General features: G+C 46.5%; 16 protein-coding genes and 4 pseudogenes. 7 read left to right on the forward strand and 13 right to left on the reverse strand.

What is annotated here, in order from left to right; all coding sequences use genetic code 11:
• Positions 1 to 127 precede the first annotated feature (127 nt).
• The gene (locus TU92_RS05455) at positions 128 to 343 is read left to right on the forward strand and encodes a hypothetical protein (RefSeq protein ID WP_136627578.1); all 216 of its coding nucleotides are present in this window, start codon (positions 128 to 130) and stop codon (positions 341 to 343) included.
• Between the two features lie 54 nt (positions 344 to 397).
• Here TU92_RS05455 and TU92_RS05460 read toward each other — a convergent pair whose 3' ends face one another.
• Positions 398 to 1,006 (reverse strand): dTMP kinase, encoded by a 609-nt coding sequence (locus TU92_RS05460; protein ID WP_112165076.1) that lies wholly within the window; start codon positions 1,004 to 1,006, stop codon positions 398 to 400.
• 313 nt (positions 1,007 to 1,319) lie between these two features.
• On the reverse strand, positions 1,320 to 2,333 hold the full coding sequence (locus TU92_RS05465; protein ID WP_112165078.1) for a zinc-dependent alcohol dehydrogenase family protein: 1,014 nt from the start codon (positions 2,331 to 2,333) through the stop codon (positions 1,320 to 1,322).
• 170 nt (positions 2,334 to 2,503) lie between these two features.
• Here TU92_RS05465 and TU92_RS05470 point away from each other — a divergent pair, with 170 nt between their 5' ends.
• On the forward strand, positions 2,504 to 3,409 hold the full coding sequence (locus TU92_RS05470) for a LysR family transcriptional regulator (RefSeq protein ID WP_112165108.1): 906 nt from the start codon (positions 2,504 to 2,506) through the stop codon (positions 3,407 to 3,409).
• A gap of 461 nt (positions 3,410 to 3,870) precedes the next feature.
• Here TU92_RS05470 and TU92_RS05480 read toward each other — a convergent pair whose 3' ends face one another.
• Together TU92_RS05480 and TU92_RS05485 are read right to left on the reverse strand one after the other, a co-directional pair.
• Positions 3,871 to 4,353, reverse strand: a complete 483-nt coding sequence (locus tag TU92_RS05480) for a glutathione peroxidase (RefSeq protein ID WP_112165080.1) — start codon at positions 4,351 to 4,353, stop codon at positions 3,871 to 3,873.
• Positions 4,354 to 4,681: 328 nt separating this feature from the next.
• A complete protein-coding gene (locus TU92_RS05485) occupies positions 4,682 to 5,569 on the reverse strand; it encodes a LysR family transcriptional regulator (protein WP_167457533.1) in 888 nt (295 codons plus the stop codon).
• 162 nt (positions 5,570 to 5,731) lie between these two features.
• Here TU92_RS05485 and TU92_RS05490 point away from each other — a divergent pair, with 162 nt between their 5' ends.
• Entirely contained in the window at positions 5,732 to 6,829 is a 1,098-nt protein-coding gene (locus TU92_RS05490) for an NADH:flavin oxidoreductase (protein WP_112165085.1), read from the forward strand.
• 118 nt (positions 6,830 to 6,947) lie between these two features.
• On the opposite strand, the gene TU92_RS05495 is transcribed toward TU92_RS05490, so the two are convergent.
• Positions 6,948 to 7,436: an OsmC family protein gene (locus TU92_RS05495; protein WP_112165087.1), complete on the reverse strand. Its 489-nt coding sequence runs from the start codon at positions 7,434 to 7,436 to the stop codon at positions 6,948 to 6,950.
• Positions 7,437 to 7,543: 107 nt separating this feature from the next.
• Here TU92_RS05495 and TU92_RS05500 point away from each other — a divergent pair, with 107 nt between their 5' ends.
• Positions 7,544 to 8,185, forward strand: a complete 642-nt coding sequence (locus tag TU92_RS05500) for a GntR family transcriptional regulator (RefSeq protein WP_112165090.1) — start codon at positions 7,544 to 7,546, stop codon at positions 8,183 to 8,185.
• Positions 8,186 to 8,274: 89 nt separating this feature from the next.
• On the opposite strand, the gene TU92_RS05505 is transcribed toward TU92_RS05500, so the two are convergent.
• Entirely contained in the window at positions 8,275 to 8,676 is a 402-nt protein-coding gene (locus TU92_RS05505; RefSeq protein ID WP_112165092.1) for a VOC family protein, read from the reverse strand.
• Between the two features lie 380 nt (positions 8,677 to 9,056).
• Between TU92_RS05505 and TU92_RS05510 the strand changes: the two are divergent.
• Positions 9,057 to 9,794: pseudogene (locus TU92_RS05510) on the forward strand (metallophosphoesterase).
• 134 nt (positions 9,795 to 9,928) lie between these two features.
• Here the strand turns inward: TU92_RS05510 and TU92_RS05515 are convergent.
• From TU92_RS05515 to TU92_RS05535, 5 genes and pseudogenes are all read right to left on the reverse strand, one after another.
• Positions 9,929 to 10,225, reverse strand: coding sequence for a hypothetical protein (locus tag TU92_RS05515; RefSeq protein ID WP_112165094.1), 297 nt, complete (start codon positions 10,223 to 10,225; stop codon positions 9,929 to 9,931).
• A gap of 246 nt (positions 10,226 to 10,471) precedes the next feature.
• Positions 10,472 to 10,639, reverse strand: a pseudogene (locus TU92_RS05520) (transposase); the annotation flags it as partial.
• Positions 10,640 to 10,750: 111 nt separating this feature from the next.
• Positions 10,751 to 10,910 (reverse strand): annotated as a pseudogene (locus TU92_RS22425) (IS5/IS1182 family transposase); the annotation flags it as partial.
• A gap of 112 nt (positions 10,911 to 11,022) precedes the next feature.
• Entirely contained in the window at positions 11,023 to 11,994 is a 972-nt protein-coding gene (locus tag TU92_RS05530; protein WP_112165096.1) for a macro domain-containing protein, read from the reverse strand.
• Between the two features lie 4 nt (positions 11,995 to 11,998).
• Entirely contained in the window at positions 11,999 to 12,580 is a 582-nt protein-coding gene (locus TU92_RS05535) for a DarT ssDNA thymidine ADP-ribosyltransferase family protein (RefSeq protein ID WP_112165098.1), read from the reverse strand.
• A gap of 141 nt (positions 12,581 to 12,721) precedes the next feature.
• Between TU92_RS05535 and TU92_RS05540 the strand changes: the two are divergent.
• Positions 12,722 to 12,862 (forward strand): annotated as a pseudogene (locus TU92_RS05540) (IS5/IS1182 family transposase); the annotation flags it as partial.
• Positions 12,863 to 13,297: 435 nt separating this feature from the next.
• Here the strand turns inward: TU92_RS05540 and TU92_RS05545 are convergent.
• On the reverse strand, positions 13,298 to 14,080 hold the full coding sequence (locus TU92_RS05545) for a PhzF family phenazine biosynthesis protein (RefSeq protein ID WP_244207836.1): 783 nt from the start codon (positions 14,078 to 14,080) through the stop codon (positions 13,298 to 13,300).
• A gap of 59 nt (positions 14,081 to 14,139) precedes the next feature.
• On the reverse strand, positions 14,140 to 14,832 hold the full coding sequence (locus TU92_RS05550; protein ID WP_112165102.1) for a B3/B4 domain-containing protein: 693 nt from the start codon (positions 14,830 to 14,832) through the stop codon (positions 14,140 to 14,142).
• 43 nt (positions 14,833 to 14,875) lie between these two features.
• Here TU92_RS05550 and TU92_RS05555 point away from each other — a divergent pair.
• Positions 14,876 to 15,060: helix-turn-helix domain-containing protein (locus TU92_RS05555; protein WP_136627579.1), on the forward strand; the 185-nt coding region annotated here is incomplete at its 3' end.

Raw genomic sequence — 15,060 nt, forward strand, 5'->3', positions numbered from 1 at the left:
GTCACACTCCAAAACTGACTCAAGGAATATCAATGTTCCCCCTCCTTCGCACACAGCAACGAAGTTCTGAAAGCGAATGGTGTGGTTAGGCGAGATACTTACGCTTACCAATACATTGGGACTACTCATGAATAATATCATCGTGAACATTACCCCGGAGAACAAAGGTTTTTTGGCGTTAAAAGTGGAGAGCATCTCTGCTGGATTTAACCTGCTACGCAGACTAGATGAAAACGGGCTGAGCGGGCAAAAACGCGTTGATAAGGCAGGTGAGAACCTGTTAGGTTTTTATGCCGACGGAATACTCGTTGGCGATGGGACGTTATCGCAGGTGTTGCCGTAATGACTGACGGCATACGGCGTTAGCTCTGCCCGCAAAACGGATGCCTGCGGGGCATCAAAGCACTTTGTAGATCTCAGAAATAACCTGCATCGTTGCGTCTTCGATCGTTCCTTCATTACGGCATAAAAACCAGCCGTGATCTGTAATTTCTCGCTCGAACGCGCTGGTACAAGCGACATGATCTTCCAGCTTATGAATCACAGTACTGCTCAGCCCGCGCGTTCGGGCCGCGGCCCTTGCCCATGAAATATCAGGCGCAGTAACCACCCCGACATGCAGGTCTGGCATTCGCACGTTTCGTTCGATGTTAAGCTGTAAAATCTCGGCAAATGGCACCATCCGGCGAAACGCGGCTTCTGACGGGTACCAACGATCCATCAGGATAATGCTGTCCGGTGGCTGTTTAGTCAGCACGTGCCGGGAAATCCAGGCGCGGCTATCCGCAAAGCGCTCACAAACTTCCAGTTCCAAATCCTGAGCGGGATTTCTGGCGAGCCTGTTCACGAGGGCCATGGTTTCCTTTCTGAAGGGATCGCTTTTTTTCTCGCAAAGTCGGATCACCTTCTTGTTGTCCGCCCTTAGGACTTTGGTGATGGCCTCCAGCAGGGTGGTTTTGCCGACGCCCTTGGGCCCATCGAGAGAAATAAACAAGGGACGACTCATTCCTGAAATGACGATTGAGATACGGTTTTGGTAAAGCTCAACTTTGGCAAAAGCATCTTACTTCCTTCGTGTGAACGGCTGACCACCCTCTTCGTTCGTCGGATCCGCCTGGAGAACGGAAATATCCTAGGTTAAACCTGTATTATAAGCAGGCTGGCATTTTCGGGAAGGTATGCGTGAAGAGCGGACATTTCAGAGTGATTTTAAACAGTGTTTTACCGAAAGCACATAAATCGTTTGTATCCATACGAATGAATTAATCTGGCATTCAATCATGAGCTGCCAGATTTTTGGAAAGGTCGAACTTTGGTGATCAGCTGTCAATCTTGATGACGATTTTACCGAATGCGCCACGGGAAAGGTGTTTAAACGCTTCAACGGCATCGTTGAAGCTGTAAACCTGTTCAATGACGGGCTTGATGTTATGTTTATTCAGGAACGGGTTCATACGGTCAAAAGATGAACGAGGTGCGACAGCAATACCACGAAGCGTCGTTTGACGGAAAATCAACGGCATCAGATCGAGCTGCGATGTCTGACCGGTCAGGAATCCGACCTGAGCAATTGTCCCGGCAACTTTTGTCGCGGCAACAGACTGGTTAATGCCGTTACCTCCGGCAACTTCCACCGTGACATCGGCTCCCTTGCCCCCGGTTAATTCCAGGACTTTATTTTCCCAGTCAGGGTGTTTTTTATAGTTGATCCCCTCATCAGCACCTAACGCCTTTATCCGCTCAAGATTGGTATCACTGCTGGATGTCGCAATGACACGTGCACCATACGCATGGGCAATCTGTGCAGCAAACACAGAGACACCACCGGTTCCCTGTACTAAAACAGTTTGTCCGGGTTGCAGATTGCCAATATCCATCAGGGAATACCATGCCGTTAATGCGGCGATAGGCAGTGTTGATGCTTCTTCATCCGTCATACTTTCCGGGGCTTTAACAGCACTGTCCTCATGAATAATCATGTATTCAGCCAGACCACCCGGCAGCGGCATGCCCATACACCAGGAAGGTTCGTCTGCTGCAGGCTCCCCCTCTAACCAGCGCGAATAGAGGTGAGAGTCAACCCTGTCACCGGTGCTAAAGCGTGTAACACCTTCCCCCACGGCAACAACTGTTCCCGCTGCATCAGAAACAGGAATAAGGGGCTTTGGCACCAAATCAGGCTCGTAAAAACCCTCAACAATCGCTTTATCCCTGAAATTTAGCGATACGGCGCCCACTTTAACTAATAATTCGCCAGCACCGGGGGTCGGAGTATCAACCTCCTCCAGTTGCAGATTTTCAAGGCCAAAATCTTTCAGTAACCATGCTTTCATTTTTTGCGTCCACGTTGTCCGGATAAGATGCGGTAATGATAAAGACTGGAAGTCAGGGGAAAAAGCCACAGAAAAGGACTTCAGTGTTATTGCAGGGGAAACAATCCGGCTGGGGTATAATTCACAATATCAGTCATGAAACGTTGGATAACCCCTGGGGAATAAAATCGATGCGCTCTAATCTGCTTGAGTTAATGAGTACATTTGTTCAAGTCGTGGAGCTGCGGAGTTTCACTAAGGCGGCTGATGCCCTGCAATTGCATCGTCCTGCTGTCAGTAAATTTATAAAGCAGCTCGAAGATGACTTAGGCGTAAAACTACTCCACCGCACGACGCGTAACCTGAGTGTCACTGTTGAAGGTGAAGAAGTTTATCAACGCGCTAAAGCGTTGCTGAATGATGTTGGCGATATGATGGCAACGGTTTCCCCAAACCAGCCTCCTCATGGGCGTCTTCGAATTAGCGCGCCGCTGGCACTCTCCCACACTATTCTCATCCCCTCTTTGCGTGAATTTCAGGCTCTCTACCCTCAAATCGAAATCGTACTCACCGCGTCAGATCGCCTGACAGATTTGATTTCAGAAGGCATTGACTGTGTTATTCGCCTGGGAGAACTTGTTGATTCAAGCTTTATCTCTCGCCGTATTGGTGAGGTTCAGATGGCTACCTGCGCAACGCCTTCCTATCTGGATAAATTCGGTATCCCGCTGACGCCAGGTGATCTGGTGCATCATAAAGCCATTAACTTTTTCAGTGAAAATAGTCGTGAAGTGATGGAATGGAAGTTGGTCGTAGATGGGCACGTTGTCTCACAACGTCCGGGAAGCACCATGTTGGTGAACAATTCAGATGTGCTTTTGTCATGCGGATTGGCGGGAATGGGGATATTCCATGCTCTGAGAACAACAGTGGAATCGCACATTGATTCAGGCAGGCTGACAGAAATACTCACCGAGTATGCAACCGTCACTAAGCCTGTCTCTATTTTGTATCCTGATCGACGTTATCTTCCCCCCACTGTACGGGCATTTGTGGACTGGTTTTCAGACGTTTTTGCAAGTAAGCATCAATTTTAAGGCGTGATTGAATTAATTTTTTCCGCCCTGCTTGCCGGGTGGTTAAGTTAATCACTCAATTTCATATTTCAGGCCGCTTTTATTCATAAGCTTTACGGGTGGAACAGATACTTTCCGCTCCTGAGCAACAACAGAACAGTTCAGAGCCAACAAAAGTGATAAAGAAACCCCGGCTTTCATAAACGACCCTCTCTCCGGCTGCATTAAAGTTTGTGCCACTCTTTCTGATAAGGCGCGTTAACCACGCCATTATCACAATCGATTTATTACGCATCCGACTCCCTATTTGACTCGCAAGGGTGAGACGACTTAAAAAGCACCGGCAAGGCGAAACGAGTCAAAGCGCTGATTGATTTTTTAATGATGAAAACCAAAAAATAGCTGCCCACTAAGCCTGTTAAACATCCGCATTCGTTTACAGGAAAGTCTCTAAAAGTGAAGGATTCGAATTACAGGGACACTTAAATTTCAAGTGCAGTACGGATTGCGGCTTCCATTTTCTCCGGGGTGGAGATCGGCGCAAAACGCTTGAGCGGTTTACCGTCGCGCCCGATCAGGAATTTAGTGAAGTTCCACTTGATCCGCCCACCCAGCACGCCGGGTAATTCGTCTTTCAGATAACGAAACACCGGGTGTGTTGCCGCGCCGTTGACCTCCACTTTCCCGAACATCGGGAAGCTCACACCGTAGTTGATGTGACAGGTCTGCGAGATTTCGTCGGCACTGCCGGGTTCCTGCTTGCCGAACTGGTTGCACGGGAAACCAAGCACCACCAGCCCCTGGGCGGCGTACTTCTTGTAGAGCGCTTCAAGCCCTACGTATTGTGGGGTAAAGCCACAATGGCTGGCGGTATTCACCACCAGAACCAGCTTGCCAGCGTAGTCGGCCATCGGAATGAGCTGGCCACTCAGGCTGATGGCCGTCAGTTGATAAAAGGTGTTCATATCGCAATCCTCAGTGCAGAAAGAGTTCGACGTCGACACGCAGCGCTGCAGGAGCACACAGTGTGGGGCGTGGCGCGAAGAACCTGCCGCTAAACGCGTAATTAAATCGTGTGCAATACATCTTTGCAAAACTGAACGAAAAGGACAACAAACTGGTGACCTTTGACCTGCCCGCCATTGATCAACACATCATGATGTTAGTCCTGTTCGCTTCTGACACGAGGCAAACATGCGGGTGTTAGGGTCCGCTGCGGACATCAGGGGAAAAGCAGCCTTTAACTTCACTTGACGTTATGCTGGCTAAACAATTGAAAACAAAAGTCGCATTTCATGAAGTAGCGAGTAATGTCAGCGATGATTTTAATTTATCAATAAAAGTGCTGACCCGCAGAGGCAGGTAGCGTGTTGTTGGCAGAACAGCCCAGACAGATAAATCCTGAGGTCTGGCATCTGACAACTCAATCTCAACAAGTGTGCCTTTGCGGATTTCTTTCATGACATCCCAGCGGGTAAGTTGTGCAAGTCCCAGACCTTGAGCACAGAGTTCTCTTACGCCTTCAACGTTATCCGAAATGAAACGTCCCTCAACACGGACCCTGAAGACGTCGCCACCACGTTCAAAAATCCATTGAGGTACGCTGCTTAATCTCAGGCAATGATGCTTCTTCAAATCCTCTACCGATGTAGGCATGCCATTAACTTTCAAATAATCGGGTGAAGCACAGATTACACGAGGGCTGTCAGCAATTTTGCGGGCTATCAGTGTGGAGTCTTTTAACGGGGCGATACGTATTGCCACATCAATGCCTCTGCCGACAATATCAACCACATCTTCGCTTAGCTGAAGATCGATACTTAGCTCTGGATTATCTGCCAGTAGCTCAGAAATGAGAGGCAAAATATTTCGGCGCCCGAATCCTGATGGCGCAGTGATTCTGAGTAATCCTGCGGCCCCTTGTGTTGACGGAGAAAAAAGTGCCCTGGCTCCCGTCTCTGCCTCAATAAGTGCCTGGGCATAAGGCAGGAATTCCATGCCTTCCTGAGTTAATGAAACAGATCGAGTGGTTCTCTGTAACAGGCGGGTTCCCAGCTCGCGCTCAAGCGACGCGAGGCGTCTCGAAACTGCCATTGCTGAAATACCCTGTCGTTTCGCCGCCTGAGTAAGGCTTCGTGTTTCAGTTATTACCAGAAACAGCGATACGTCATGAAGATTCATGGTGACCCCGATAGATGAATCATTGCAACCGTCCTTGATTAAGCAAAAGGAGAAAACACAATTATAACGACAAACGTTATACGGCCTTATCATTTCGCCCTGTTTATGCCCTGTTCAACAATGATTATATTGTATTCATGATTTAATTTTTCAGGAAAACTCATGAAGACATTGTCCCTTTTCACTTCCGGCAGTATCGGTAACGTCACCCTAAAAAATCGTCTCGTGGTGGCACCTATGACTCGTGTCACCGCCTCTGAAGAGGGGGTCGCAAGCGAACGTATGAAGGCTTATTACGAGGGCTTTGCCCGTGGTGGATTTGCTCTGGTTATATCCGAAGGCATTTATATTGATAAGGAATGGTCTCAGACCTATGCCTTTCAGGCGGGATTAACCAGCCCGCAACAAGTTGCAGGATGGCGTGAAGTCACGGATGCAGTTCATCAACAAGGCGGCCATATTTTTGCTCAAATTCAGCATTCAGGGGCGCTATCACAGGGTAACTATTTCCGTGAAGGAACCGTTGCGCCAAGTGCCGTTCGTCCGGTTGGCAATCAGATGACATTTTATCGCGGGGAAGGTGAATATCCTGTTCCTCGCGAACTTGGCGAAGAAGAAATTCAGGGCATTATCCGCAGCTTTGCCGATGCCGCGTCACATGCTGTTCTCCAGGCTGGCTTTGATGGTATAGAAATCCATGGAGCAAATGGATATTTACTCGATCAATTCTTCACGGATTACACTAACCTGCGCACTGACTGCTGGGGGGGTGATATCGCAGCCCGACTTCAGCTTAGCCTTGAAGTCATTAAATCTGTCAGACAACGTGTAGGTCAGGCCATCCCAGTGGGTATCAGAATATCTCAGGGGAAAGTAAATGACTTTTTCCATAAATGGGCTAATGGTGAAGACGATGCACGGATAGTGTTTACGCTGCTCGCCGAATCAGGTATCGATTATCTTCATCTGACCGAGTATGAAGCCTGGCAGCCGGCATTCCCCGGTAACTCACTCTCACTGATTGAACTGGGACGTAAATATGCCCCCCACCTCACCATTATGGCTAATGGTAGTCTTCATGATGAATGCCGGGCATTGCAGGTGATGGAAATGGGCGCTGATTTCATAGCATTAGGTCGAGGTGCGCTGGCAAATCATGACTGGCCAGAACGAGTGGCCAACGGCGAAAGCGTTCGGGTGTTTGATAACGCGATCCTCGGACCCATAGCTAATATTAAGGATTCTGAACTTTCTGTCTGACTCTTTCCCCGGGTAACTTCCCGGGGTTTAATCTCATCGTTGAACGAAAGCAGAGATTTGGCTGATCAAGTCACTGTTAGCTATCGCCCCGCTGACCGGCGTTATTCGGCACTGAGCTTTACACCGTTGCAGAATGCGCGTCTTCAGAGATAATAAACTCAGGCTCATAGCTCACAGGGAAGTTTACTGATCTGGCAATAAAGCACACTTTATGGATCTCATGGTGAATAGCCATTGCAGCATCAATATCAGTACCGGCTACGACAGTAATTTTTGGCCTGAGTACCGCAGACAGGAAGCGCCCGGCGCCATTTTTTAACACCTCACCTGTTGCTACCGGTGAATCTTCATAATCCATTACAGTGATGCCCGCATCTGACGCCAGATGTAAATACCACAGCATGTGACATGCAGAAAGAGAGGATATAAGCAGGTCTTCCGGATTCATTTTACCGGCGTCACCCCCCAGTATCGGATCATTAGAACAATGTATTATTTCCTTTCCGGCGACAGAAATATCCCATGTCCGGTCGTATGAACGATAGCCTGATGTCCCTTTCCCCAGATTTCCTGTCCAGCATATATGTGACGAATAACTGTATTCCATAAATTTCTCGCTCCAATTCTTAATGGCTTTTACTGCAAATCATTGTCAAAGTGCTTATACAGATGGCATAATGGTATACCATTTAATTATCAAGTAAAGTAGGTTTTATGAGTTCGGTTCTTCTTTCGACCGCGGATATGCTTGCCAGTGAGCTAAAAAATTTAATCAATAACGGCTCACTGCGGGACGGAGATCGTCTAGTGGAAAGAGACCTCGCCAGCCAGTTTTCTGTCAGCCGCATCCCGCTGAGAGAGGCGATTCAGAAGCTTGAGAGGGAAGGCTTAGTTGACGTTTACAGAAACCGCGGAGCCGTCGTCAGGACGCTTACTGCTCAGGATGTCGACGAAATTTATCAACTCCGGGCTTTACTGGAAGGTGATGCTATTTTTCAGAGTCTTCAACACATGGATTCTGAAACGCTTACGCGGGCAGAGCTTGTTCACAAACTTCTTGGCAGCGCCAGCGAACCCACACAACAGGGACAATACAACCGGGAATTTCATGAGCTGTTATACCGCAAGTGTAAAAATCAGCGCCTGCTGAAAATGATAAATGAATTACGCGCACAGATAGAAAGGTATGAGCTTTTGCAGCATCGGTTACTGTCTGAAACGCTCAAGTTTCAGGATGAACATGAGCATATTTTAAACGCCTGCCTGCGGGGCGATCCCGCTGCTGCTCGCGACTATACCGTTGAGCATATTCTTTCTGCCGGGCTGATTCTAAAAAGCTATATAACCAACCGGTAATCCAGGCGCTGCTGCTCGCGATAAAAACTAAACGACAGCGCTTTTGCTGGATCCCGGCTACATATGGAGGACGTATCCGGCAAAGAGTTTTAGCCTTGCTTGTTCTGGTAAAGATCCCAGCGGTTGCCGTATAAATCTTCAAATACAACCACTGTGCCGTACTCCTCTTCACGAGGCTCTTCGGAAAATTCAACGCCTTTTGATTTCATGGATTTGTAGTCGCGCCAGAAATCATCAGTCTGAAGAAAAAGGAATACCCTGCCGCCGCATTGATTGCCGATAGAATCTTCCTGCCTCTCATTTGAAGCCCGGGCAAGAAGAAGATTGCAATCGCTTTCCGGGTGAGGCGTAACTACGACCCAACGTTTCCCCGGCTGCGGTGTATCCTCAACGAGGGTAAATCCCAACTTTTCCGTGTAATACTCAATTGCCCGATCATAGTCATCAACCACTATGGCCACATATCCCATACATCGCTTCTGCGTTCTCATTACTGCTCCGTCAGGTTTCAGGCATAACTGCCCATAAACATCTTTTAACACAAACGTTCCCTATTGGCAGTCTGGATTGGTCCAAAATCTGACGTCTTCTTTTCGCACTGACTGGCAGTATTGCGGGAAGCTTTGAGCGAGGAGCGGACCTCACGCATCCCTGCTAACATTGGCTCTGAGCAGTGGGAATTGAACTTTGCGATTCATTGCGAATTCCCTACTGCCTTTGCAGCCAGCCTGATTCACCGTAACTTTTGAATTACTGATCCTAATTAATCTGTCCATTGTTGCCATCGTGGTGAAAAACATGAAATTCGAAACCGGATTCATGGCCATAAATCACAGTCTTGTTCCCCTCACAGTAATCGTATGAGATCTTTATGCTGATAGCGCAGGTTTCAGACATTCACGCCTCAACCGAAAATGATCATCTGTTTCGGTTCGACTAGGTACTAAATTGGCTTACGCATCTGCAACCGGACGTACTGGTACTTACAGGTGATCTAACGGATGGGCATTGGCAGGAAGGTTATAAACAGATAGCTGACCGCCTGAATCAGCAAAATTACCCTTCGTTGATCCTGCCGGGTAACTCAGACGACCGCAGTCTGATGCGTTCTGTTTGGGATGAGAACCGGTGGGCGCACGATGCCCAAGGAGAGGCCCTGCACTTAATTCATAACACCGGTGGCATTCGCCTGATTGGTCTGGATTCCACGATTGATTACAAGGATTACGGCAGTGTGACTGACCATCTGGAATGGTTGGATAATCAACTTAGCGACACAGGCGGCCCTCCGTCATTGCTGTTTATGCACCATCACGTATTTGCATCTGGTATACCGACGCTTGATGAAACGATGTGCAGAGGTCTAACAGAAATGGAAGATTTGATTAGACGCGCCCCTGCCAGACCACTCGCCATTTCTACAGGCCATGTCCACAGACCCATAGCGGGTATGTTTGCGGGCGTACCTGCTTACATTTCTGGCTCCGTCTGCCCGGCTAATCCTGTCTGGTTTGGAGCAGTAAACGTTCCTCCTGCAAATGACCCGCCAGCATTGATGATTCACCGCTACGTCAGTAGCTCTTTTACCAGCCATCACGTTTGCGTTTAACTGACACTGCGTTCAGGGAAGAGAGCAGAGTAATAAGGCCAGATCATTACTTCATCATCCCTGACAGCCCAGATAGAGTAGATGTGCGTTAGAACCTGGGGAAATAGTCACCCTGATCGAGCATTGAGTATGATTTAGTTGTTCGAGTAATATATGATTTTGTATGTACTTCCCAATTCTTTCTGAAGACGTTCAGCTAATTTATAACCATCCTCAATAAATAATTTTTTCGCTTCCAAGCTGCTAAAATCAGATAATGCAGGATCATCTATATTGAGTATGGCATCATATCGCTTGGCCCAATCCGCAAGACTATTTTGTAAATCTGAAGATATTGGTAATCCTTCTGGAGATATATCCCCAAAATTATCCGGCTCTCCTCCCCATAATGGATGGCAATGATAATCAGCCATTAACTTTATTTCTTTCATTTTTCTACACCTCGCAAATTGGCTCTGACTATGTATCCATTATTTCCTATAGTAGCAAACATATTATATTCCTTTAGCTGCCCCATATGAATAGGGCATCAGCGATGCTAACAACGTCTGATCCAGGCACGGAGCCGACCTGCGTACTGAGCAACGTCTGCTGAGAGCGAGGAGCGGACGTTGACTTAATTAGATTACAATGGAGGCTTCAAATGTTACTGGCGCGATTTTCTGGGATATTTATAGCTTGAGCCGCTTCACTTCTGATACTTCCATGCCGCCAAACTTCTTGCCCCAAGTGTAGAAAGTAGCATCCGAAATAGTATGTTTGCGACAGAGTTCCCGGGCAAAAACCCCGGCTTCGGCTTCGCGAAAGATGCTGATGATCTGTTCGTCGGAAAAATGCTTCTTCATGGGAATGTCCTCACGTTATTGAAGAAGGCATTATTAACATCGCGGTGTATTAATGAACGGGGAGCAGGTCAATTCGAGTTATTCAGCATGATACCACTTATACAAGCCGCACGACTCATACCACGCCTTAATTGCTTCATTGTCCAGCCAGAAATCATGGAGCCGAAATTGATAAGAGAATTGTTGTAAGAGTGCCAGTTGGTTACTCTGAATTTCTGCTTAGCTAGGAGAGTGCCTGCGTTATCAGGGAATGCGTTCTCTGATCCTTCAATACAGAAAAAATTCGATTTATTAAACAACACGCATGACGGGATTTACGTCGCATCTATAACGCGTGAGAGGGAGTGCTGCGCAATTTTAGCAAAAAAAATAAAATAGCGCTACTAACTTCCCTTTATTTTTAGTTCGTTAAAGATATCTTCAATTACCAGTCCATTTTTAATTAAATGTTGCACAATATTTTTATGTTCATTGAAATCATCAATATGCAAGCCATGATGTTTTTCTTTGGCAATTCTCGTGATCACATGTACGCTATCTATATAATCAATCTTATTTTTAAGGTTATTGAGCAAGCTGATACTTGGATTTAAAGTTGAGATTAGCTTACCAAACTCGATTTGTAATTCTTTGGATTGATGAGTATTAATATAATCTTCAATAAAAGAATCAAAATCTCCCTGCAACTCGACTTTAAGGTTTGCTATATCCTCCATAACATTTTCTAACTCAGAAGAATATGGCCGGCCATGTTTAAATTCGAATAAGAAAAGATTTGCTTTCTCAATACACTCGCAAATATAAAAAACTGTATAAAGGGAGAATTTTTGCTTAACTTTTAATTTTCCATAGGCGTAGTGAACCAAAAGATGTTTAGCATTAATAATTTTTTTATTTTTTGAAAGTTGATTATTAGTTGCAGGCGGGTAAATTACCACCTCAATATTATCTAAATTTTGGAAAGTTTTTAAAATAAGAGCCTCAACTTTATTCCAATCGAGGCCGCCATTACCACATCCTAAAGGTGGTATTGATATTGATGTGATTTTTTTTTCGACTATGAATTTTGCTAAAGATTCAAGACCTTGCGAGATAAAATCATAAGTTGATTTTTTTCTCCAACTATCCTTAGTGGGAAAGTTTACGATTATCTTTCCCTTTTCCTCAACAAGTAAAACCTGTCCAATTTTCATTGTACCAATGCCACAAGCTCTTTTATAAACTTCGAAATTATTGGGGAAGTTTTCTTTGAAAGCCAAAGCAATACCCTTTCCCATGACTCCTTGACAATTAACAGCATTCACAAGAGCCTGCGATGTAGAAGTTAGAAGATTTCCGCTTGCATACTTAATCATAGATTTAGAACATATAAGAATTGACTGTTACAAATATACTTAATCCTTGCTTTTTTATCAAGCCTTCAACATGTTTTTTTTCGTCGTCATTTTTGACATAGATGCAGAAAAAATTTTCCGGCTCGACCGTTCCACTTGATAAACACTCAGCCATACACACAGATTTGCATTCTGCATTTCTATAATCTCTTGTATTCATAAGCTCCCAGTTAATTTGGGCCATTCCTTGGTCATAATCTAAAAGGCTTACAGCAGAACTGGAGGATAATGGATGTTTAGGAATAACTTTCCAACCATTTTCATTGGCAAATGTTCGTCTAACCGAAATAATACAAAATGATTTTGTTTTATGGTCTCTCAGGACTCTTCCATCAAAAGGATTTTTAGTAAAAAAATGAAAAGGAACCATTGTTTGCAAATTTAAAGCTTCGCGACCTGTTATTATTTCACCATCGGCAACATCAACAAACTGGCCTTTTACTGACGCACGAGATCTTAATCCTGTGTCTAAAATATTAGACAGATTATCCATACATGTTAAATGATAGAGAAGAGTCTGATCTTCGATTTTTTTCCTTTGAATCATTTCAACTTATCCTTTTAAATTCGTAAATCCATTTATAAAACCAAACCTCACTGGCAGTCAAGGCATTTAAGATTATTCGCATTGCCTACTGCCTATCGATCTAATTTTTATCGTTTTTTGGTGTATGATTTGGCATTATTGATTTACAAGGTAAAACAACTGTTCAGTGGTTTACTGACGCTGAGTGATTACGATAGCCAGTTTGGGGAGGCAATGGCCATGGTGCATGCGCTGAACAAAATGACAAAGGCAGGTATGCCTGAAAAAGTATGTATTGCCTGAAAACACAACCAGCTACAGAGATGTTCGCTCAAAATCTGATTTAATCAACAAAGCCTTAGTCCATTGGAAACGAGTATCTGGAGGGCAAGGTTTAGATATGCTCAGTTCATAAGGTCACACTTGCAGAGATTTTTGCGGGGATACGCGCTCTAAGCTGCTTTCTTTGAAAACGCAGGGACATTCTGGTCTTCGCCATAGGTACGGATTTTCGTTACATCGAAGGGTATCAGCAACGTCCGCCCCTGGCACACAGCAGACAAACACGTGACGCTGAAGGTCTGCTGAGAGCGAAAAGCGGACGTCGTGACTTGTAATCTGAAATGGTGAACAAAGTTGGAGCGTGCAAAATGGAAAAGAGCACCTCAGCGCGCTCCTGTTACCCTTTAACTACATGAATTCTATTCCCAACTTGCGGAGTCAGACAGACTTCATAAATCAGTCAGGCACGCAAATCTCCGCCTTCATGAACGTCACTGCCTTACCTTCAATGATGACTCTGTTTTCTTTTAACTCACACATCAGATATCCACCTCGCAGGGACGCCTGCCATGCAGACAAGTTTTTTTTCCCCAGCCTTTCAGCCCAATAGGGCACTAGAGTTGCGTGAATGGAACCGGTGACAGGATCTTCCGGAATGCCCGCGCCCGGCGCAAAATAACGTGAAACGAAATCGTACTGACTTCCCGCACTTTGGCCTGTTATTACCACGCCAACTGGTCCCAGTCTGGCGAGTAGCTGCAGATCGGGCTGGCATAATCTGACAGCGTCTTCTCCGTTCAGAACCACAAAAATATTCTCGAAATTTCTGAACCAGTGTTGAGCTTTACCGCTGAAAACAGGCTGGATGATCTCCGGAAGCTGTGTCATTTCTTCCGGGGGAATACAGGGTAGATCGAGGAGGTAGCCGTCTTCTTTCACCTCAACCTTTAACTGTCCGACGCGGGCTGCAAATGAAAGCGGACCCGCTACTCCATATTCCGTTACCAGCACATGCGCGGTTGCAAGCGTGGCATGCCCGCAGAAATCGACTTCAACCGTTGGAGTAAACCACCGCAGATCCCACCCGTCACCGGCGCGTATGACGAAAGCCGTCTCAGCCAGGTTATTTTCGGCAGCAATCGACTGCATCAAGTTGTCCGGTAACCATTTATCAAGCACCAAAACTGCGGCGGGATTTCCGCCAAAGACACGGTCAGAAAAGGCGTCAACCTGGTACATCTTAAGGAACATGGAAAGTACTCTCTCGTTGTGTTTTATCCGAATCAGTTCTGGCGATTTCAGAGCTGCTCGCTGATGAGAACAGTATGACAACGCGCACCCGGCATCATTTTTTCCAGGCCATCAGTCAGCATCCTGCCGGCAGCATGCAGATCTTCCAGCGGCATTTGCGGCAGACTCTCAAGGATGAACCACATTCTGCTATCTGCCACGCTCAACCGTGTCCGAATGCCCTGTCGCCAGTTCCACCGGCGGCAAGTTACGCCAGTATCATCACGCCAGATAACTTCACCCGCGTCCGGTGACTCGCTTCCCGGCTGGCCGTCCTTCATGGTGTCAAAGATTTCTGTACCTTCTGCAACAACCAGCCGTGGCCTTCCTGTGTATGCCGAAACGTTTTCTCCGCCAACCGGAACGGCATATCGGATGCTGACGGCGTTATACAGATCGACCACCGGATCGAGAGAGGCCATCATGCCATCTTTAAGAACCCGCTTGCGCAAAGCTTCCGCTGAACAGGGTGTTCGTTTTGGTTTTGCCCCAAAGGTGCGAAATACCTCCGCCCATGCGTTCAGGTGCGCCTCTGCCCAGGCAGGCTGCCCTGCCTGAACTGACTCGCAGGCTTCCCGCAGCGCGACTTCTCCAACCCGTTCATCAGCCACGGGTGTAGCTTCCACGCTGATACTAAGTGCACGAAATCCTGGTGCGATGCGGTAAATTTCGGAGCTGATTGACGGTGACACGGCTGGCATATGATAATCCTGTAATGACTGATTTATTACATGATAATGACCGATGACCAAAAAAGTCAACATAACGACCGACGCCGATGCAGCCAGGGTAAACGAGGCCGTTTCCGCGCACGTAAAGCTCTACCGCAGCCAGAAAAAAATGTCGCTTGATGAGCTTTCCCGCCGTTCAGGCGTTAGTAAGGGAATGCTGGTAGAGATAGAAGGATGTAGGGCCAACCCCAGCATTGC

This window comes from Rahnella inusitata (assembly GCF_003263515.1).
Lineage (GTDB): Bacteria > Pseudomonadota > Gammaproteobacteria > Enterobacterales > Enterobacteriaceae > Rahnella > Rahnella inusitata.